This is a genomic window from Streptomyces sp. NPDC100445, from assembly GCF_044759735.1.
In the GTDB taxonomy this organism is placed as follows: Bacteria; Actinomycetota; Actinomycetes; order Streptomycetales; family Streptomycetaceae; genus Streptomyces.
In genome coordinates, this window is sequence record NZ_JBIVZV010000006.1 from 50,014 (window position 1) to 69,019 (window position 19,006).

General features: G+C 73.5%; 18 protein-coding genes and 1 riboswitch. Of the genes, 6 read left to right on the forward strand and 12 right to left on the reverse strand.

The genetic code is table 11. The features are described 5' to 3' along the window. Window positions 1–53: 53 nt before the first annotated feature. Window positions 54–1,010, reverse strand: coding sequence for a hypothetical protein (locus ACIQVT_RS16475; RefSeq protein ID WP_403753127.1), 957 nt, complete (start codon window positions 1,008–1,010; stop codon window positions 54–56). A gap of 215 nt (window positions 1,011–1,225) precedes the next feature. Between ACIQVT_RS16475 and ACIQVT_RS16480 the strand changes: the two genes are divergently transcribed. Together ACIQVT_RS16480 and ACIQVT_RS16485 are read left to right on the forward strand one after the other, a co-directional pair. Continuing rightward, complete coding sequence (locus ACIQVT_RS16480) at window positions 1,226–1,810, forward strand: uridine kinase (protein ID WP_403754076.1); 585 nt, start codon at window positions 1,226–1,228, stop codon at window positions 1,808–1,810. 465 nt (window positions 1,811–2,275) lie between these two features. Further along, window positions 2,276–4,138, forward strand: coding sequence for an AAA family ATPase (locus tag ACIQVT_RS16485; RefSeq protein WP_403753130.1), 1,863 nt, complete (start codon window positions 2,276–2,278; stop codon window positions 4,136–4,138). Between the two features lie 65 nt (window positions 4,139–4,203). Here the strand turns inward: ACIQVT_RS16485 and ACIQVT_RS16490 are convergent, their stop codons facing one another. From ACIQVT_RS16490 to ACIQVT_RS16530, 9 genes are all read right to left on the reverse strand, one after another. Next, on the reverse strand, window positions 4,204–5,292 hold the full coding sequence (locus ACIQVT_RS16490; RefSeq protein WP_403753133.1) for a hemolysin family protein: 1,089 nt from the start codon (window positions 5,290–5,292) through the stop codon (window positions 4,204–4,206). Beyond that, entirely contained in the window at window positions 5,289–6,623 is a 1,335-nt protein-coding gene (locus ACIQVT_RS16495) for a hemolysin family protein (protein WP_403753136.1), read from the reverse strand. Before ACIQVT_RS16495 ends, ACIQVT_RS16490 begins: the two co-directional genes overlap by 4 nt. A gap of 226 nt (window positions 6,624–6,849) precedes the next feature. Beyond that, the gene (locus ACIQVT_RS16500; RefSeq protein ID WP_403753139.1) at window positions 6,850–7,314 is read right to left on the reverse strand and encodes a PH domain-containing protein; all 465 of its coding nucleotides are present in this window, start codon (window positions 7,312–7,314) and stop codon (window positions 6,850–6,852) included. A gap of 16 nt (window positions 7,315–7,330) precedes the next feature. After that, on the reverse strand, window positions 7,331–8,179 hold the full coding sequence (gene hisG / locus ACIQVT_RS16505; RefSeq protein WP_403753142.1) for an ATP phosphoribosyltransferase: 849 nt from the start codon (window positions 8,177–8,179) through the stop codon (window positions 7,331–7,333). A gap of 49 nt (window positions 8,180–8,228) precedes the next feature. After that, window positions 8,229–8,501 carry a phosphoribosyl-ATP diphosphatase gene (locus ACIQVT_RS16510; RefSeq protein WP_403753145.1) on the reverse strand — a complete coding sequence of 91 codons (273 nt, stop codon included), beginning with the start codon at window positions 8,499–8,501 and terminating at the stop codon, window positions 8,229–8,231. A gap of 33 nt (window positions 8,502–8,534) precedes the next feature. Further along, entirely contained in the window at window positions 8,535–9,020 is a 486-nt protein-coding gene (gene ribH / locus ACIQVT_RS16515) for a 6,7-dimethyl-8-ribityllumazine synthase (RefSeq protein WP_403753148.1), read from the reverse strand. A gap of 24 nt (window positions 9,021–9,044) precedes the next feature. Continuing rightward, window positions 9,045–10,346 carry a bifunctional 3,4-dihydroxy-2-butanone-4-phosphate synthase/GTP cyclohydrolase II gene (locus ACIQVT_RS16520; protein ID WP_403753151.1) on the reverse strand — a complete coding sequence of 434 codons (1,302 nt, stop codon included), beginning with the start codon at window positions 10,344–10,346 and terminating at the stop codon, window positions 9,045–9,047. Beyond that, a complete protein-coding gene (gene pnuC / locus ACIQVT_RS16525) occupies window positions 10,343–10,984 on the reverse strand; it encodes a nicotinamide riboside transporter PnuC (RefSeq protein WP_403753154.1) in 642 nt (213 codons plus the stop codon). The genes ACIQVT_RS16520 and pnuC overlap by 4 nt, the downstream gene beginning before the upstream one ends. Further along, window positions 10,981–11,586, reverse strand: coding sequence for a riboflavin synthase (locus ACIQVT_RS16530; protein WP_403753157.1), 606 nt, complete (start codon window positions 11,584–11,586; stop codon window positions 10,981–10,983). Before ACIQVT_RS16530 ends, pnuC begins: the two co-directional genes overlap by 4 nt. Before the next feature lie 155 nt (window positions 11,587–11,741). Beyond that, window positions 11,742–11,872: riboswitch (FMN riboswitch) on the reverse strand. Window positions 11,873–12,201: 329 nt separating this feature from the next. Here ACIQVT_RS16530 and ACIQVT_RS16535 point away from each other — a divergent pair. Then, window positions 12,202–12,954, forward strand: a complete 753-nt coding sequence (locus ACIQVT_RS16535) for an SDR family oxidoreductase (RefSeq protein ID WP_403753160.1) — start codon at window positions 12,202–12,204, stop codon at window positions 12,952–12,954. A 525-nt stretch (window positions 12,955–13,479) separates the two neighbouring features. On the opposite strand, the gene ACIQVT_RS16540 is transcribed toward ACIQVT_RS16535, so the two are convergent. After that, window positions 13,480–14,715, reverse strand: a complete 1,236-nt coding sequence (locus ACIQVT_RS16540) for an ROK family transcriptional regulator (protein ID WP_403753162.1) — start codon at window positions 14,713–14,715, stop codon at window positions 13,480–13,482. Window positions 14,716–14,857: 142 nt separating this feature from the next. Here ACIQVT_RS16540 and ACIQVT_RS16545 point away from each other — a divergent pair, with 142 nt between their 5' ends. Then, complete coding sequence (locus tag ACIQVT_RS16545; RefSeq protein WP_403753166.1) at window positions 14,858–16,072, forward strand: MFS transporter; 1,215 nt, start codon at window positions 14,858–14,860, stop codon at window positions 16,070–16,072. On the opposite strand, the gene ACIQVT_RS16550 is transcribed toward ACIQVT_RS16545, so the two are convergent. Continuing rightward, window positions 16,032–16,490, reverse strand: coding sequence for an acyl-CoA thioesterase (locus tag ACIQVT_RS16550; RefSeq protein WP_403753169.1), 459 nt, complete (start codon window positions 16,488–16,490; stop codon window positions 16,032–16,034). The genes ACIQVT_RS16545 and ACIQVT_RS16550 overlap by 41 nt on opposite strands. 233 nt (window positions 16,491–16,723) lie before the next feature. Between ACIQVT_RS16550 and ACIQVT_RS16555 the strand changes: the two genes are divergently transcribed. Together ACIQVT_RS16555 and ACIQVT_RS16560 are read left to right on the forward strand one after the other, a co-directional pair. Beyond that, window positions 16,724–18,115, forward strand: a complete 1,392-nt coding sequence (locus ACIQVT_RS16555) for a uracil-xanthine permease family protein (RefSeq protein WP_403753172.1) — start codon at window positions 16,724–16,726, stop codon at window positions 18,113–18,115. A gap of 113 nt (window positions 18,116–18,228) precedes the next feature. Further along, window positions 18,229–18,915: a DUF5995 family protein gene (locus ACIQVT_RS16560; protein ID WP_403753175.1), complete on the forward strand. Its 687-nt coding sequence runs from the start codon at window positions 18,229–18,231 to the stop codon at window positions 18,913–18,915. Window positions 18,916–19,006: the final 91 nt, after the last annotated feature.

A 19,006-nucleotide genomic window follows, 5' to 3' on the forward strand; every position in this document is an offset into this window, starting at 1 on the left:
GGGGACGAAGGGGGACGGGCGGGTGGTGCGGGCGGTGCGGTGTGCGGTCGGGGTCAGGCGGGTGCGGGGACGGGCAGGCCGCAGACGCGCCGGGCCCGGGAGAGCTGCTCGGCGGGGTCACCGAAGGCGCTCCACGGCATGCGCGAGGCGTACGGACCCATGGCGGTGAACACCGCCCGGGCCTCGAACTCGCACTGGGCCATCACCAGCGCGTGCGCGAGGTAGGCCAGGTCGAGCACCGGGGTGAAGCGGTAGCCGGCCAGCGCGGGCAGCCAGTTCTGGTAGACCGCGAGCGCGGTGGAGCGCCACTGGGGCTCCTCCCAGATCCGGTCGGCGAGCAGCCGGGTCGGGTTGTAGCTCTCCACGAGGGCCACCAGGGGCAGCAGCCGGAGCGCGGAGTCGACGGGTGCCCGCTGGCTGAGGAAGGCGGCCACGTCCCAGGCCGCGTTGACCGAGCCGCCGTGGCGGGTGAAGAAGAAGGACAGGAAGCGGTGGTGCGCCTCCCGGTTCCAGGGGTCGAGGGACAGGATGTGGGCGAACAGTCGCCAGGGGCCGGGCGGCGCGGTGAGCAGGCCCTGCGGGGCCGGGTCGCGCAGCCGGTGCAGCCGGGCCATGGAGAGCCTGGCCACCCAGGGGGTGGGGTCCTGGGGGGCTTCGGCGGCGGCGCGGTCGCAGGCGGTCAGCGCTATGCGCTCCAGCCGTTCGGCACGGTCGTCGCGCGCGTCGGCGGCCCGCAGGGCGCGCTGCACCGCCACCCGGGCCCACATCAGTGCCGCCTCGGGTGTCGGCTCCTCGTCGAGCCATCGCTCGACCAGGTCGGTGCCGGCCGCCTCGGAGGCGAGCACCAGCGAGCGGTGGGCCCGCAGGGCGAAGTCGGACCGCGTCTCGGCGAGTGCCTCGTGCGCGTATCGATATCGTCCGGCGCGCACGTCGACACATACGCTCGCCAGGACCCGGTCGTCGGCCGCCGGATGCCATACGTAGTGCCCCTCGAATAACTCCGCGGCCATGTCCCCCCTGCCGGTCCCCGTACGTCTCGCATCACGTTGCGCAGGAGGCACCTTACTCAGCGTCGGGCACACCCGAAACGCCGAATTCGACATATCGGTCAGGGGATTCGCAACGTTTATCGGTGTCATTGACTGGCCGGCAGCCGATGGTTCAAGACGCGACTACACTGTTTCGCGGAAAACCTCCCGCACCGCACCACACCCCGGGAAACGCCATTCACGACCTCGCCGCCCGGCTGCGCGGGCTCCCCCCGTCCCTCGGCCCGGTCCGGCTGATCGGCGTCGACGGCCACGCCGGCTCCGGCAAGTCCACCTTCGCCGCGCGGCTGGCCCAGGCGCTGGGCGGCGCCCCGGTGCTGCACCTCGACGACATCGCCAGCCACGAGCGGCTCTTCGACTGGGCGGACCGGTTCACGGCCCAGGTCGTCGAGCCCTTCGGCCGCGGCGAGGACGCGCACCTCACCCCCTACGACTGGCGGGCCCGCGCCTTCGGCGCCCCGTGCCCGCTGCCGCCCGCGCCCGTGGTCCTGATCGAGGGTGTCGGCGCCGGCCGCCGGGCGCTGCGCCCGCACCTGGCGCGGCTGCTGTGGATGGAGGTGCCGGCGGCGGAGGCCTGGCGGCGCGGCCGGCTGCGGGACGGTCCGGAGCAGGGGGAGTTCTGGGACGGCTGGGTCGCGGCGGAGCGCGCGCATTTCGCCGCCGACCCCTCACGCCCCCATGCCGATCTCCTGGTGCTGCGGATCCGGGAGGAGTACGAGGTGCTGCCGGGACCCGGCGCGGCCCGCACGACGGACCTCTAGGTGACTGAGTGTGACGGACCGTCCGCGATGTGGTGAAGTCGTGAAGACGCCGGCCGGACAAGTTCCGCGAGTGGCCCAACTCTGCTTGACCCCTGGGCCGTACAGGTCTTACGTTCTCAATGTGCGGCCGGCGGTGGCCGCCCGTCGACGCGAAGCCCCCGGTTGTTCCCCCGTGACCGGGGGCTTCGTTCTGCCCGCGGCCCGTCTCGCCGGGCGCCCCGCGCACCGATCCGATCACCGTCGGTCACGGCATCGTGTGCGCCCCGTCCACTCCCACCTCGTACGACGGCTGGTGCGGCACCCTACGGCGCGAGGTCACGACGCGGGTACGATGCCTTCGGTGCGACCTTCGCGTCTGCCTGGCGCACCTGCAACTCCGGCCCGCGGCCCGGCGGTTCGACCGCGGCGGCCGTCGGGCGTCCGCCCGGTGGTGAACCACGGGGGCACGGTCTGTGGGGGGACGTGATGGACTTCGGCACGCGGGGCCCCGAGGCCCCGGCCGACCTCGCCTGGCTGCGGGGCGTGGACGCCTACACGATGGGCGCCTACCCACAGGCGGAGGAGGAGTTCCGCACCGCGGTGCGGATGGACCCGGGCATGGCCGACGCCTGGCTGGGACTGCACGCGCTCCGGGTGGACACGACGACGGCGCTGCTGCGCATGTTCCGCCACCGCGAGCGTTTCGGGGAACAGCGCACCCGGCACCGTCGGTCCCTGAACTCCTGGTACTGGCTGGGCTGGTGGGTGCAGCCGGTGCTGGAGAGCCCGCGCGACCTGCTGCTGGCGCACGCCTCCCACTGGCTGGACGGACGGCACGTGCCCGAGCTGGACCGGGCTCTCGCCGGGCTGCCCCCGGTCGACACCGACGCGCAGGTCCGCTTCCTGCACGCCTGCCGCTCCTACCTGGTCAAGGACTGGGAGCAGCTGATACGGCACACCGACCCGCTGCTGGACGACACCCTGCTCGGCATCGAGGCCGGCCTGTTCGGCGGCATGGCCCGGGTCCGGCTGGAGATGTACGGCCAGGCCGAGCCGCTGCTGTCGGCGGCGCTGATGCGCTGCCGCAGCGAACAGCCGCAGCGCAAGGAGCTGCGGTACTGGCTGGCACGCGCCCACGAGGGCACCGGCCGCAGCGCCGCCGCCCTCCCCCTGTACCGGGCGGTGCACCGGGCCGATCCCGCCTTCATGGACACCTCCGCCCGGCTCGCCGCGATCGCCGAGGGCGACGGGTACGACGACACGTCCGACCTCGCCGCGATCACCCTGACCGGCGCGGGGCTGGACACGGTGGACGGGCCGGACGGCTTCGACCCGCTGTTCGGCGCGGAGGGCCGGGATCTGCGGCTGCCGGAGCCCGACCTGCCGACCGGGCCGCTGCCGTCGGTGTCCGACCCCGCGGTGCGGGTGAGGAGCGGGGTGTCCGCCCCGCCGGTGCCGGCCGGTCCGACCGACCCCGCGTTACTCGAGGAGGCGCTCGCCGAACTGGAGCGCATGGTCGGGTTGGAACCCGTGAAACGCCAGGTCAAAGCGTTGTCGGCGCAGCTGAACATGGCCCGGCTGCGGGCCGGGCAGGGTCTGCCGGTACAGCCGCCGAAACGGCACTTCGTCTTCTCCGGCCCGTCCGGTACGGGCAAGACCACCGTCGCGCGCATCCTGGGCCGCGTCTTCTACGCCCTCGGCCTGCTCGGCGGCGACCACCTGGTGGAGGCCCAGCGCGCCGACCTGGTCGGCGAGTACCTCGGGCAGACGGCCGTGAAGGCCAACGAGCTGATCGACTCCGCGATCGGCGGGGTGCTGTTCGTGGACGAGGCGTACTCGCTGTCCAACTCGGGCTACGGCAAGGGGGACGCGTACGGCGACGAGGCGCTCCAGGTGCTGCTGAAGCGGGCCGAGGACAACCGGGACCACCTGGTGGTGATCCTGGCCGGCTACCCCGAGGGGATGGACCGCCTGCTCGCCGCCAACCCCGGGCTCTCCTCCCGCTTCACCACCCGCGTGGACTTCCCCTCCTACCGGCCGCAGGAACTCACCGAGATCGGCAAGGTGCTGGCGGCGGAGAACGGGGACCTGTGGGACGAGGAGGCGCTGGAGGAGCTGCGGTCCGTCGCCGGGCACGTCGTGGGCCAGGGGTGGATCGACGAGCTGGGCAACGGCCGCTTCCTGCGGACGCTGTACGAGAAGAGCTGCGCCTACCGGGACCTGCGGTTGTCCGTCTGCCCGGGTGACCTGTCCCGCAAGGACCTGGCGACGCTGCGGCTGCCCGATCTGATGCAGGCGTACGGGGAGGTGCTGTCGGGACGGGGACCGCAGGACCCCTCGGCCCCGTAGACCGCCCTCCCGGCGGGGCGCGGGGAGGGTGTGGCCGCTCCCCGCGCGTCCGCGTGCGACGCGGCCTACGTCGTCAGCACTCCCTCCGGTTCCCCGCTCACCCGGGGCTCGGTCAGCCGGACGGCGGCCGGCTCCCGGTGCGCGGGGTCCCTGACCTCGCCCACCAGGAGTTCCAGTGCGTCCTCCAGCGCCACCAGCCCCAACACCTTGCCGGAGGCGTCCGCCACCTGGGCCAGGTGCGTGGCCGCCCGGCGCATCACCGTGAGGGCGTCGTCGAGCGGCAGCTCGGAACGGAGCGTGGCCATCGGGCGCCACACGTGCTGCGGGACCGCCCGGTCCGACTCCTCCAGATCGAGCACGTCCTTGACGTGCACGTAGCCCATGAAGGGGCCCTTCTCGGCGGCCGCGACCGGGAAGCGGGAGTAGCCCGTGCGGGCGGTCAGCTCCACGATCTGACCGGGGGTGACCGCGGGGGTCACCGTGACCAGGGACTCGCGGCGCAGCAGGACGTCCGTGACCGGGCGGGAGCCCAGCTCCAGGGCGTCCTCCAGGCGCTCCTGCTCCTCGGGGTCCAGGAGGCCCGCCTGGCCGGAGTCCTCCAGCAGGCGGTTGAGCTGTTCGGTGGTGACGACCGCCTCGACCTCGTCCCTCGGCTCGACCCGGAACAGCCGCAGGACGCCCCGGGCGCAGGCGCCGAGGGCCACGGTGATCGGCCGGCACAGCCGGGCGAAGTAGACCAGGCCCGGGCTGAGCCAGAGGGCCGCCTTCTCGGGCGCGGCCATCGCGAGGTTCTTCGGCACCATCTCACCGATGACCAGGTGGCAGAAGACCACGGCGGCCAGGGCGATCACGTAACCGAGGGGGTGGATCACGCCGTCCGGGAGGTGGATGCCCTCGAACAGCGGTTCCAGCAGGTGGGCCACGGTGGGCTCGGCGACCGCGCCGAGCGTCAGCGAGCACACCGTGATGCCGAACTGGGCGGCGGCCATCATCTGCGGCAGCCGCTCCAGGCCGTACAGCACCTGGCGGGCGCGGGCGGTGCCGAGCGGTTCGATCTGGCTGCGGCGGACGGAGACGAGCGCGAACTCGGCGCCGACGAAGAAGCCGTTGGCGAGCACGAGCAGCGCGGCGAAGGCCAGCTGGAGGACGCTCACCGGGCGGCCTCCGTCATGTTGGCGGCCGGGGCCGTCCTGACCACCCGGACCCGTTCGGCGCGGTAGTGGCCGACCTGGCGGACGGCGAGCCGCCAGCCGGGCAGTTCGGCCCGGTCGCCGGGGGCCGGGATCCGCCCGAGCAGGTCGGCGACGAGGCCGGCCACGGTCTCGTACGGCCCCTCGGGCACCTCCAGGCCTATGCGCTGGAGCAGGTCGACCCGGCAGCTGCCGTCGACGTCCCAGGCCGCCCTGCCGTCCTCGGGCGGGGCCGGGGCCAGCTCGGGCACGTCCTGGCCGTCGTGCTCGTCGCGGACCTCGCCGACGAGTTCCTCGACGATGTCCTCCAGCGTGACCACGCCGGCCGTGCCGCCGTACTCGTCGACCACGACGGCGATGGGCTGCTCGCTGCGCAGCCGGGCGAGGAGGGGCTGGACGGGCAGGGTCTCGGGGACGAGGAGCGCCTTGCGGGCGATGCGTCCGACCGGGGTGCGCAGGCGGTCGGCGGCCGGGACCGCGAGGGCGTCCTTGAGGTGGGCCATGCCCACGACCTCGTCGATCTTCTCCCGGTAGACGGGGAAGCGGGACAGGCCGGTGGCGCGGGTGAGGTTGACGACGTCCTCGGCGGTGGCCGAGTCCTGGAGGGCGCTGACCCGCACGCGGGGGGTCATGACGTGCTGCGCGGTGAGCTCGCCCAGGGACAGGGTGCGCACGAACAGGTCGGCGGTGTCCTGTTCCAGCGCGCCGGCCTGCGCCGAGTGCCGGGCCAGGGAGACCAGTTCCCCGGGGGTGCGGGCGGAGGCCAGTTCGTCGGCGGGTTCGACGCCGAGGGCGCGGACCAGCCGGTTGGCGACCGTGTTCAGCGCGGAGATCACCGGACGGAACAGGAGGGCGAAGCGGTGCTGGGGGCCGGCGACGAAGCGGGCCACCGGCAGCGGCCGGGACACGGCCCAGTTCTTGGGCACGAGTTCACCGATCACCATCTGGACCGCCGAGGCCAGCAGCATGCCGGTGACCACGGCGACACCGGAGACGGCGCCGCCGGGGAGGCCGAGCGCGGCGAACGGGCCGTGCAGCAGCTCGGCCAGGGCCGGTTCGGCGAGCATGCCGACGACCAGGGAGGTGATGGTGATGCCGAGCTGGGTGCCGGAGAGCTGGAAGGAGAGTTCCTTCAGCGACTCCACGACCGTACGGGCGCGTGCGTCGCCGTCGGCGGCGGCCTTCTCGGCCTCGGGACGCTCGACGGTCACCAGACCGAACTCGGCGGCCACGAAGAAGCCGTTGGCCAGGATCAGCAGGAACGCCGCTCCGAGGAGCAGCAGGGGGATGGTCACGCTGCCACCGCCTTCCCGCTGTGTCGGGTCGGGGCGGCGCAGGTACTACAGGACGATCCGTCCATCGCTGGAGGGAGTCACTCCTCGGGTAGCAGGAACCCCTGGGTGCCGGGCGGCGCGCAGGGGCGGAGGCGCGGGGGAAAAGGCCTCCGTCACCAGATTAATCAAGATATGGGCGGGTGCGGCAGGGCGGACGCCCCGGAGCGGTCCCTGATCCCGCCCCGAGTCAGCCCCGACCCTCCGCCGCCCGGGCCGTGGCGTGGGCCTCGGCCAGGGCGCGGAGGGCGCGCGCGTCGGCGATGGCCCGCTGCCGGGCGATGCCGGGCTGGATGCCGAGCGCGGGCAGGCTGGTGCCGTCGCTGAGGTCGAGGAAGACCCAGGCGTCACCCGGGCGGAGGTTCACCCGGAGGATCTCCGCCCACGCCAGGCGCCGCTTGCTCGCGATGTTGACGACGGTGACGCCGGACTCGTCGGCGACGACCTTGATCCGGGCGAGCTGGGCCAGGGCCCAGAAGATCAGTGCTCCGGTGACGACGAAGCTGAGGCGCGAGCCGGGGCCGAGGTGCTCCAGGAGCAACCCGATCCCGCTGAGGACCACGAGGATCACCACACCGGCGGTGAGCAGGATGGCCCGGGTGTGGCCCGGCCGGAAGGTGACGGGAAGCGCGGGGAGGTCGGGGAGGTCGGACATCTCGGTGCGTGTACCCCTACAGGCGGCAGGCGTGAATGGCCGTGGTCAGGATAGCGCGGGCACCGATGCCGTAGAGGTCGTCCATGATCCGCTGCGCCTCCTTGGCGGGGACCATGGCGCGCACGGCGACCCAGCCCTCGTTGTGCAGCGGGGAGACGGTCGGGGACTCCAGGCCGGGGGTGAGCGCCACGGCCTTCTCCAGCTGCTCGACCCGGCAGTCGTAGTCCATCATCACGTAGGTCCGGGCGACCAGGACGCCCTGGAGGCGGCGCAGGAACTGCTGGACCTTCGGTTCCTCGGCGTCGGCGCCGGTGCGTCGCACGACGATCGCCTCGGACTTCATGATCGGCTCGCCGAAGACCTCCAGGCCCGCGTTGCGCAGGCTGGTGCCGGTCTCGACGACGTCGGCGATGACCTCGGCGACGCCCAGCTCGACGGCGGTCTCGACGGCGCCGTCCAGGTGGACGACGGAGGCGTCGATGCCGCTGTCCTCCAGGTGCCGGGCCACGATGCCCTCGTAGGAGGTGGCCACCGTGCGGCCCTTGAGGTCCTCGATGCCGGTCGCGGTGCCGGGCCGCGCGGCGAAGCGGAAGGTGGAGCGGGCGAAGCCCAGCGGGAGGATCTCCTCGGCGTCGGCGCCGGAGTCGACCAGCAGGTCGCGGCCGGTGATGCCGATGTCGAGACGGCCGGAGGAGACGTAGATCGCGATGTCGCGGGGGCGGAGGTAGAAGAACTCGACCTCGTTCACCGGGTCGACGATGCGCAGTTCCTTGGACTCGCGGCGCTGCTGGTAGCCGGCCTCATGCAGCATCTCCGCCGCAGGGCCGGACAGGGAACCCTTGTTGGGGACGGCGATGCGCAGCATGAGGTCGGCTTCCTTTGCTCGTTCTCTTCGGGGTGCGGTGCGGTACGGCTCAGAGGTGGGCGTAGACGTCGTCCAGGGAGATCCCCCGGGCGACCATCATCACCTGGACGTGGTACAGCAGCTGCGAGATCTCCTCGGCGGCCGCCTCCTTGCCCTCGTACTCGGCGGCCATCCAGACCTCGGCGGCCTCCTCGACGACCTTCTTGCCGATGGCATGGACGCCCTTGCCGACCAGCTCGGCGGTGCGGGAGGTGGCGGGATCGCCGTGGGCGGCCTTGTGCAGCAGCTCGGTGAAGAGCTGCTCGAACGTCTTATTGGACATGGTGGTCCCACCCTACGCGGTGCGTGCGGTGCCTCAGTGCCAGGGTTCGGATACCGAGCGGAGTGTGGCCGCCGTCGCCACCGCTGCCGTCACCGCCTCGTGCCCCTTGTCCTCGTTCGAGCCCTCCAGGCCGGCGCGGTCCAGGGCCTGCTCCTCGGTGTCGCAGGTCAGCACGCCGAAACCGACGGGGACGCCGGTCTCGACGGAGACCTGGGTGAGGCCCTGGGCGACGCCCTGGCACACGTAGTCGAAGTGGGGGGTGCCGCCCCGGATGACGACGCCGAGGGCGACCACGGCGTCGTAGCCGCGGCCCGCGAGGGCCTTGGCGGCCACCGGCAGTTCGAAGCTGCCGGGGACCCGGATCAGGGTCGGCTCGTCGATGCCCAGGTCGTGCAGGGCGCGCAGGGCGCCGTTCACCAGACCGTCCATCACCTTCTCGTGCCACTGCGCCGCGATCACGGCGACCCGCAGGTCGCTCACGTTGCGTACGGACAGTTCCGGTGCGCCCTTGCCGCTCACGTCTCTCCTCGGTGCTTTTCTTGCCTACTGGTTGCCGCAGGTGGCCGCGGAGGCGGCCACGGCGGGCGTGTCGAGCCAGGGCAGGTCGTGCCCCATGCGGTCCCGCTTGGTGCGCAGGTAGCTCAGGTTGTGCTCACCGGCCTGGACGGGCATCGGCTCGCGGCCGGTGACCTCCAGGCCGTGGCGCTGGAGCGCCTCGGTCTTGTCGGGGTTGTTGGTCATCAGCCGCACGCCGCGCACGCCGAGGTCGGCGAGGATCTGCGCGCCGGCGCCGTAGTCGCGGGCGTCGGCGGGCAGGCCGAGTTCGAGGTTGGCGTCGAGGGTGTCGTGGCCCTGTTCCTGGAGCGCGTAGGCGCGCAGCTTGGACAGCAGGCCGATGCCGCGTCCCTCGTGTCCGCGCAGGTAGACGACGATGCCGCGGCCCTCCGCCTGGATGCGTTCCAGAGCGGTGTCCAGCTGGGGGCCGCAGTCGCAGCGCAGGGAGCCGAAGACGTCGCCGGTGAGGCATTCGGAGTGGACGCGGACCAGGACGTCCCGGCCGTCGCCCAGTTCGCCGTGGACGAGGGCGACGTGCTCGACGCCGTCGACGGTGGACCGGTAGCCGTAGGCGGTGAAGGTGCCGTGCCGGGTGGGCAGGACGGTCTCGGCCTCCCGGCGGACGGTGGGCTCGCTGCCGCGCCGGTAGGCGATCAGGTCCGCGATGGAGACGATCGTCAGGCCGTGCTTGCGGGCGAAGGGGATCAGCTCGGGCAGCCGGAGCATGCGGCCGTCCTCCCCGGCGATCTCGACGATGGCGCCGGCCGGGCGGAGTCCGGCGAGCCGGGCGAGGTCGACGGCGGCCTCGGTGTGGCCGTCGCGGACGAGGACGCCGCCGGGCCGGGCGCGCAGCGGGAAGACGTGACCGGGGCGGACGAGGTCGGTGGGGCGCGCGGTCCCGCCGGCGAGGAGCCGGAGCGTGGTGGCCCGGTCGGCGGCGGAGATGCCGGTGGTCACGCCGTGGGCGGCGGAGGCGTCCACGGAGACCGTGAACGCGGTCTTCATCGACTCGGTGTTGTCCTCGACCATCTGCGGCAGCCGCAGCCGGTCCAGTTCCTCGCCCTCCATGGGCGCGCAGATCAGGCCCCGGCACTCGCTCATCATGAACGCGACGATCTCGGGGGTGGCCTTCTCGGCGGCGATGACGAGGTCGCCCTCGTTCTCCCGGTCCTCGTCGTCCACGACGACGACCGGGCGGCCCGCGGCGATGTCGGCGATGGCCTGTTCGACGGGGTCGAGCGTGTACTCCTCGACGGGATCGGTGCCGTACAGCGGTGGTACCGCGGTCATGCCGGCGCTCCTTCCAGGACGGGCTGCGGGCCCCTGCGGGAGCGCAGCCACCAGTCGCGCATGCCCCACAGGACGAGCGCGCCGTAGATGACGTAGACGAAGCCGGAGAAGGCGTAGCCGTTGGTGAAGTTGAGGGGCACGCCGACGAGGTCGACGAGCAGCCAGGCGAACCAGAACTCGACCATGCCCTTGGCCTGGGCGTACATCGCGACGATGGTGCCGACGAAGATGTACGCGTCGGGCCAGGGGTCCCAGGAGAGGTCGGGGTGGGCCTTGAAGAGCAGGGCGACGGCGACGGTGCCGACGGCGGCGGAGGCGAGCATCACCGCGCGCTCGCGCCAGGTGGCGAAGCGGGGGGTGATGTGCCCGTCCCCGGAGGGGTCCTTGCTGCGCTGCCACTGCCACCAGCCGTACAGCGCGACGGCCATGACGACGGCCTGCTTGCCGGCGCTGCCGGTCAGGTGGCCGTAGAAGGCGGCGAAGAGGACGAGCCCGGAGAGGAACTGCACGGGCCAGGTCCACAGGGAGCGGCGCCAGCCCAGGGCGAGGGTGATCAGGCCGAGGATGTTGCCGACCATGTCCGACCAGATGATGTGCTGGCCGAAGAGGGTGAACGCCTCGGAGTTCATCCAGGTCACTTGCCTGCCCCCTGTCCGGCCGCGAGCAACCGCTCCACGTACTTGGCGATGACGTCGACCTCGAGGTTGACCGGGTCGCCCGGCTGCTTCACGCCGAGCGTGGTCAGGGCGAGGGTGGTCGGGATGAGGCTGACGGTGAAGTGGTCGTCGCCGGCGTCCACGACCGTGAGGCTGATGCCGTCGACGGTGATGGAGCCCTTCTCCACGACGTACCGGGAGAGGTCCGCGGGGAGGGAGATCTTCACGATCTCCCAGTTCTCGGAGGGCCTGCGCTCCAGGATCTCGCCGGTGCCGTCCACGTGACCCTGCACGATGTGCCCGCCCAGGCGCGCGCCGACGGCGGTGGGGCGTTCGAGGTTGACGCGGGAGCCGGTGGTGAGCGCGCCCAGGCTGGAGCGGTTCAGGGTCTCGGCCATGACGTCGGCGGTGAACTCGTCGCCCTCGTGCTCGACGACCGTGAGACAGACCCCGTTCACGGCGATGGAGTCGCCGTGCCGCGCGCCCTCGGTCACTGCGGGGCCGCGCAGCCGGAAGCGGGAGGCGTCGCCGAGGTTCTCGACGGCGGTGACCTCACCCAGCTCTTCGACGATTCCGGTGAACACTTCCCGGGTCCTCCTGCCTCTTCGGGCACGGACTCCGGGGCCTGTCGATGAGCGACAGAATCTACGGGTGAGCACACCGGGGGCGTCGCCGACGAGACGCGTCCGCGGACGGACGTGCCAGGTTCGGCGGCGCGCACGGAAAGCGTGCCCGCCCGCCGCGCACTGCCTCCCATCCGGACTTTAACCGTCGGTCCAGGAATTTCACCTGGTCAACCGGCCGCTGGAAGCGACCGGGTCGCGGACTGTAACCGCCGGTTCGGACTTTCACCGACCCCGGAGTGCGCTGCTTCTGGTACAGGGCCAGTGTGCCACGCCCGACGACCGGCCTGACAGGTGCACGGTGTGGGCTCGCTCACAGTGTGTACAGCACATTTCGCGCCACGTGTGCGCGCCGGTCGACGCGGCGGCTGCCGCTAGGTTGAGGCTGGTCCGGACCATTGACCGCGCTGGTCTAGTCCTCTTAGGGTGCGGGCGGGCCCGGCGGCGGTGACGACGGCCCTTGCCCGCCGCCGGGCCGCCCAGGAGCCGTGTCACGTTTCCGGGGGGCCGATCCGTCCACCTGACGAAGGGCGCCCCGACCCGGAGCGCCCCGTTGTCCGGAGGGACGGAGACAGCATGACCACGATTTTGGTCACCGGTGGGACGGGAACACTCGGCCGGCCGGTCACGGAACGACTGCGCGCGGACGGCCACGAGGTGCGGGTGCTCAGCCGGCGCACCCCGCCGTACGCCGTCGACCTGCGCGCGGGCGGTGCCGGGCTGGACGCGGCCCTGGACGACGTGCGGACGGTCGTGCACTGCGCCAGTTCCCCGCGGGGCGGCGACGAGCAGGCCGCCCGGAACCTGATCGCGGCGGCCCGGCGGGCCGGGGTGGAGCATCTCGTGTACATCTCCATCGTCGGCGTCGATCGGGTGCCGTTCGGCTACTACCGGAGCAAGCTCGCCGTGGAGCGGCAGATCGAGGAGTCGGGACTGGGCTGGACCGTGCTGCGCGCGACGCAGTTCCACGACCTGCTCGTCACCCTCTTCCAGTCTCTCGCGAAGGCGCCGGTGCTGGTCCTGCCCGCGGGCCTGTCGGACCAGCCGGTCGAGGTCGCCGAGGTGGCCGACCGGCTGGCCGCGTTGGCGCTCGGCGCGCCGGCCGGGCGGGTCCCGGACCTGGGCGGCCCCGAGGTCCGCACGCTCGACTCCCTGGCCCGCGCCTACCTGCGCGCCACCGGCCGGCGCCGCGCCGTGGCCCGGGTACCGCTGTTCGGCAAGGCGTACGGCGCCTTCCGCGCGGGCGGCCACCTGGCCCCCGACCGGACGGACGGCAAGGTCACCTTCGAGAACCACCTGACCCACCGCTCGGCGCGCGACGCGGCCTGAAGCCGCCCGGCCGTGGCGGGGGCGGGTGCGCGGGGCCACCTTGTCGGGGGGCGGGGTGGGGCGGGGCCTTGCCGGGGGCGGGGAGGCCCGTGCAGGCGTGGTCGGGTCAGGGACCGGTGGCTTGGTGGCGACAGTGAGCAGGCGCCTCGGGCGGCTGCCCCAAGGGCGGCACAATCACCCGCCGGCCAGGCCGAGCCTCCGGCGCCTTCCCGGGTGCGAGTGCGGGGATTGCCTGGACACCCCGCACTCGACGGGCGGATGCCTCGCGGACAGTCACCGGCCGATCAGGCCGGCACCTCCGGAGGCCGCCCGGGGGCGGGGTCGGGCGGTGGTCCGTGCGAGGACGCGCCCGCGTGACCCTCGGCCCCGGGCGGCCGCTCCAGGGGCGGCGCAGTCGGCGGGCGGTCCGGGGGTGGGTCGGGCGTCGGGGCAGCCGCCGAGGAGTGTCAGTGGGCCACCCATCGGGCGTCGGGGCAGCCGCCGAGGAGTGTCGGTGGGCCACCCATCGGGCGGCTGGGGCGGCGGTCATGGGGTCGGGTGGTCGGGGGGTGCGAAGAGGTCGTCCTGTGCCCGGTCCCGGGCGGTGAGCAGCGCGCCGCGCAGCACGGCGGCGCCGCCCAGGCCGCTCGCCCGTACCTCGGTGCGCAGGGGGGACATGGCCCGCAGCCTCTCCTCCACCAGTCCGGCGAGCACCGCTCCCCCGGCCTGGCCGACCTCACCGCCGAGAACCACGCACCCGGGGTCCAGCACGGCCACGACGGAGGCGACGCCGACGGCGATCCGGTCGGCGAGGACGCCGAGGAAGCGGTGCGAAGCGGCCCCGGCGCCCGGGCCCGCGGTGGGTACCGCCTCCCCCGGTGTCATGTCGGCCACCGCCTTGCCGACGAGCGCGGCCGCCCCCGCGCCGTCCGGTGTGGGGGGCGCCGGCAGCCCGTACCGGGTGGCGAGGGAGATCAGGGCCGCCGCCCCCGCGAGGTCGTGGAAGCCGCCACCGCAGTCCCGGGCCGAGGGGAGCGAGCCGGTGCCCGGGACGGGCAGGAAGCCGATCTCGCCGGTGCCGCCGGAGGCACCGCGGCGCAGGGTGCCGTCCAGGACGACCGCGGCGCCGACGCCGTGCCCGAGCCAGAGCAGGACGAAGGTCTCCCGGTCGCGGGCGGCGCCCTCGCGCTGTTCGGCGAGGGCGGCCAGGTTGGTCTCGTTCTCCACGGTGACGCGGGCGCCGGGCAGGCGTTCCTGGAGTGCGGTGGCGAGGCTGCGGTGCCAGGCGGGGAGGCCGGCGGAGTCGCGGAGGTCGCCGGTGACCGGGTCGATGAGGCCGGGGGCGCCGATGCCGACGGTGTGCAGACGGTGCGCCCCCGCCTCCTCGGCGGTCCGCTCGACGGCGGCCACGGCCTGCTCCACCGCGCCCCCGGTGCCGGCGTCCCCGCCGATCGGCACGGCTCCCTCGGCGAGCACCCGCCCGAGGAGGTCGGAGACCAGGACGACGACGCCCGCGGTGCGGACGTCGAGGGCGGCGAGGTGGGCGCGGTCGGCGACGATGCCGTAGAGCCGGGCGTTGGGGCCCCGGCGCTGCTCCCCGGACTCGCCGACCACCGTGATCAGTCCGGCGGCGGTGAGCCGGTCGACGAGGTCGGCGACCGTCGGCCGGGACAGGCCGGTGAGCTGCTTCAGCCGGCCCGCGGTGAGCGGGCCTTCCTGCTGCAACAGCCGCAGGGCCAACCGGTCGTTGATGGCCCGGGCGGTACTGGGGGTGGCGGGCATGACGGGAATCCTCCCAGATCGGCGGGGACCGGCCCCCGATGCCGAGGACACCGGGGCCCCACTATCTATCAGGAAGGGTCCCTGATAGTTTACGCCGCGTGCAGTCGAGTGAGGGGGGAGACTCCCGGGGAGGGGTGGAGAGATGAGGGACGTGGCCCGAGGGCGCGACGAGGTCAGGCGCGCCCGGTACGCCGTGGCGGCCGTCTTCGCCGTGCACGGCGCCGTGACCGGTACGTTCGCGACACGCGTGCCGTGGGTCCAGGACCACACCTCCCTCGGCGCCGGCCGGCTGGGCTTCGCGCTGGCCTTCACCGCGTTCGGCGCCTCCTGCGCGATGCCGCTGGCGGGCCGGATCAGCCACCGCTTCGGCAGCCGTACGGCCCTGCGCGCGCTGCTGGCACTGTGGACGCTGTCCCTGGTGCTCCCGTCGTTGGCCCCGAACCTGGTCGCCCTGTGCCTGGCGATGTTCACCTACGGCGCGACCGCCGGCATGGCGGACGTCGCCATGAACGCGCTCGGGGTGGAGGTCGAGCGGCTGCTCGGCAAGTCGATCATGTCGGGGCTGCACGGCATGTGGAGCGCCGGCGCCCTGGTCGGTTCGGCGGCCGGCACCCTCGCCGCGCACCTCGGCTCGGACGCGCGCACGCACTTCGTCCTGACGTCGGCCGTCCTCACCACGCTCGGCCTGGCGGCCTGCTCCTGGGTGCTGGACCTGCGACCCGGGGCGGACGAGGAGCCGCCGCCGCGGTTCGCGCTGCCGCCCCGCTCGGCGCTGCTGATCGGCGCGGTCGGCTTCTGCGCGGTCTTCGCGGAGGGCGCGAACCTGGACTGGTCGGCGGTGTTCCTGCGGGACCGGCTGGGCAGTTCGGCCGGTCTGGCGGCCGCCTCGACGACCGGCTTCATGCTGACCATGGCCGTCGCCCGGGTGGCGGGGGACGCGGTGGTGAACCGGTTCGGGGCGGTGCGCACGGTGCGTGCCGGCGGGGCGCTGGCCGTGCTGGGCGGCCTGCTGGTGGTCCTGGCCGGGTATCCCGCGGTGGCGATGGGCGGGTTCGCGCTGATGGGTCTCGGCATCGCCGTCGTCGTACCGCTGTGTTTCGCGGCGGCCGGGCACTCCGGGCCCAACCCCAGTCAGGCCATCGCGGGCGTGGCGACCATCACCTACACCTCGGGGCTGATCGCGCCGGGCCTGATCGGCGGCGTGGCCCAGGCGACCAGCCTGGTGGTGTCGTTCTGCGTGGTGACGGTGCTGGCGTCCGGGCTCGCGGTGTTCGCGGGCGTGCTGCGCACCGCCGAGCGCGGGGGCCGTACGGAGGTCAGTCCGCAGGCCGCAGCAGTGCCCGACCCGCGGCCCTGAAGGCCTCGCTCCACGGGGCGGGGCGCATCGTCGCGGCGTCCAGCCGGACCAGTACCCGGGTGCCGTGGGCGTAGGTCTCGGCGCCGTCCGCGGAGCAGAACCGGAAGCCGTAGGTGAGGCCGGTGTTGCCCAGCCGTTCCAGCCACAGGTGGACGGCGTACGCGCCGGGGCGGGTGACCGGGGCCTCGTAGGTGATGCGCAGTTCCTTGACCGCGTTGCAGGCGTCCCCGGCCGCCGCCCAGTCGCCGTCGAAGCGGATGCCGTGCTCGTTCCACAGCTCGGTCCAGGCGCGCTCCACCATCAGGGGGTAGCGGGCGTTGTGCAGCAGCCCGAGCGCGTCGAGGTCGTCGAAGTGGACGGTGACGGGTATCAGCCGGCCGTGGGAGACGGCGGGGGCGGTCGGGGCCGGTGCGGTCACGGGTGGGGCTCCTGAGCGTCGCTGACGGGGACGGTGCGGGTCCCGGGCTCGCCGGGCCTCCTCCCATACTAAGCGACCGCTCAGCACCTCCGGCCGGGAACCCCCTGGTCAACGGCGAGGATGCGGTTCATCCCCCGCCGCTCCCCGGACCCGCCCGTGCGCGCGGACCGCCGCCCGGTCCCCCGACAATGGAGCGGAACCTCTTCACGTACTGGAGAAAGCGAAACCCCACCATGGATCTCGGCGTGCGCTGGAAACTGCACGGTGACGGGCGCACGCCCGCGCCCGGAGCGGTGGTACGCCCCGACGAACGGCTGTCCTGGCCCCGCACCGTGGGCCTGGGCGCCCAGCACGTGGTCGCGATGTTCGGCGCCTCCTTCGTGGCGCCCGTGCTCATGGGGCTGGACCCGAACCTCGCGATCATGATGTCGGGCGTCGCCACCGTGATCTTCCTGCTCGCCACGCGCGGCCGGGTGCCGAGCTACCTGGGCTGCTCCCTGTCGTTCGTGGGCGTGGCCGCGGTCATCCGGGCCCAGGGCGGGACGAGCGCGACCGTGACCGGTGCCGTCCTCGTCGTCGGTGTCGTCCTGTTCCTGGTGGGACTCGCCGTGCGGCACTTCGGCGCGCGGATCATCCACGCGGCCATGCCGCCCATCGTGACCGGCGCGGTCGTGATGCTGATCGGCTTCAACCTCGCCCCGGTGACCGCCTCCACCTACTGGCCGCAGGACCAGTGGACGGCCCTGCTGGTGATGCTGTTCACCGGCCTCGCGGTGGTCTGCCTGCGCGGCTTCTGGTCCCGGATCGCGATCTTCCTGGGCCTGGTCTTCGGTTACGTCCTGTCCTGGGCGTCCGACCGGATCTTCGGGCGGATCCACTCGGTGGACGCGGGCGGCAAGCTCACCGACCACTGGCGGCTCGACCTCTCCGGCGTCTCCCGGGCCGACTGGATCGGCCTGCCCTCCTTCCACGGGCCGTCGTTCCAGTGGTCGGCGATCCTGGTGGCGCTGCCCGTCGTCATCGCCCTGGTCGCGGAGAACGCGGGGCACGTCAAGGCGGTCGGCGAGATGACCGGCGACCCGCTGGACGACCAGCTCGGCACGGCGATCTCGGCGGACGGCGTCGCCTCCGTGCTGTCGACGGCGGTCGGCGGCCCGCCCAACACCACCTACTCGGAGAACATCGGCGTGATGGCCGCGACCCGCGTCTACTCCACCGCCGCCTACTGGGCCGCCGCCGGTTTCGCACTGCTCTTCGGTGTCTGCCCGAAGTTCGGCGCGGTCGTCGCCGCCGTCCCGGGCGGCGTCCTCGGCGGCATCACCGTCATCCTGTACGGCATGATCGGCCTGCTCGGCGCCCAGATCTGGAGCAACGCCCGGGTGGACCTGCGCAACCCGCTGAACCTGGTGCCGGCCGCCGCGGGCATCATCATCGGCGTCGGCAACGTCACCATGAAGTTCAGCGACACCTTCAGTCTCAGCGGCATCGCGCTCGGCACCCTGGTCGTCATCACCGGCTACCACGCCCTGCGCGCCTTCGCCCCGGCCCACCTGAAGAAGCAGGAGCCGCTGCTGGACGAGGGCACGTCCTCCTACGACGCCGAGCCCGGGCACGCCGAGCCGTAGGCCCGTGCCGGAGCGGGGCCGCCCCGCCCGCTTCCCCGCCGGGGTTCGCCCGTTCCGGGGAAGCACCGGGCCGGTCGGCGCCGCGGCCGGCCCGGGACTGGGACGCTTCCCCCATGGCCCAGCTGGAGCACCTCACCACCCCTGTCGACACCGTCGCCCGCCGGATGCGTGCGCTCGGCGCGGTCCTGCCCGAGCGGGACGGCGTCGGCGTGTTCAACCGGGTCTACCTCGCGGTCACCGAGGAGGTCGGCCGGCACCTGCGTACCGGGGAGTTCACGGACCCGCGCGCGGCGGCCACGCTGGACGTGCGGTTCGCCGAGCGCTATCTCGCGGCGGTGGATGCGGCCGCCGCGGGCCACCGTCCGCCCGCCTGCTGGCGCCCGCTGTTCCAGCTCCGCCACCATCCGGGGGTGCGGCCCCTCCAGTTCGCCCTGGCGGGCATCAACGCGCACATCGGGCACGACCTGGCACTGGCGGTGGTGGACACGTGCCGCGCGCTCGACTGCCGTCCCGTGGACCTGGAGGACGACTTCGACCGCGTGGGCGATCTCCTGGCGTCGCTGGAGGAGCGCGTCCGCGAGGAGCTGATGCCGGGTCCCGACCTGCTCCAGATCGCCGACCCGCTCACCCACCTGCTGGGCTCCTGGAGCCTGGAGCGGGCCCGGGACGCCACGTGGACGGCGGCCCGGGCACTGTGGGCACTGCGGGACTGCGGCGAGGTCGCCGAGGAGTTCGCCGACCGCCTGGACGCGGCGGTCGGATTCGCGGGACGCATGCTGCTGACCCCACTGGCGGACTGACCCCACCGGCCGGGCGCACCGCCCGCACCGCCGCGGGGGCCCCGGATCCGCCGAGCGCCGGGACCCCGCCGGCAGACTGTCCGCCGGGCAG

Bases quoted from the DNA above. Each gene is read 5' to 3' on its own strand.
- hisG (WP_403753142.1), bottom strand. From the start codon at position 8,179: ATGCTGCGCATCGCCGTCCCCAACAAGGGTTCCCTGTCCGGCCCTGCG.
- ACIQVT_RS16560 (WP_403753175.1), top strand. From the start codon at position 18,229: ATGGCCCAGCTGGAGCACCTCACCACCCCTGTCGACACCGTCGCCCGC.
- ACIQVT_RS16545 (WP_403753166.1), top strand. From the start codon at position 14,858: ATGAGGGACGTGGCCCGAGGGCGCGACGAGGTCAGGCGCGCCCGGTAC.
- ACIQVT_RS16485 (WP_403753130.1), top strand. From the start codon at position 2,276: ATGGACTTCGGCACGCGGGGCCCCGAGGCCCCGGCCGACCTCGCCTGG.
- ACIQVT_RS16540 (WP_403753162.1), bottom strand. From the start codon at position 14,715: ATGCCCGCCACCCCCAGTACCGCCCGGGCCATCAACGACCGGTTGGCC.
- ACIQVT_RS16500 (WP_403753139.1), bottom strand. From the start codon at position 7,314: ATGTCCGACCTCCCCGACCTCCCCGCGCTTCCCGTCACCTTCCGGCCG.
- ACIQVT_RS16520 (WP_403753151.1), bottom strand. From the start codon at position 10,346: ATGACCGCGGTACCACCGCTGTACGGCACCGATCCCGTCGAGGAGTAC.
- ACIQVT_RS16475 (WP_403753127.1), bottom strand. From the start codon at position 1,010: ATGGCCGCGGAGTTATTCGAGGGGCACTACGTATGGCATCCGGCGGCC.
- ACIQVT_RS16555 (WP_403753172.1), top strand. From the start codon at position 16,724: ATGGATCTCGGCGTGCGCTGGAAACTGCACGGTGACGGGCGCACGCCC.
- ACIQVT_RS16535 (WP_403753160.1), top strand. From the start codon at position 12,202: ATGACCACGATTTTGGTCACCGGTGGGACGGGAACACTCGGCCGGCCG.
- ACIQVT_RS16510 (WP_403753145.1), bottom strand. From the start codon at position 8,501: ATGTCCAATAAGACGTTCGAGCAGCTCTTCACCGAGCTGCTGCACAAG.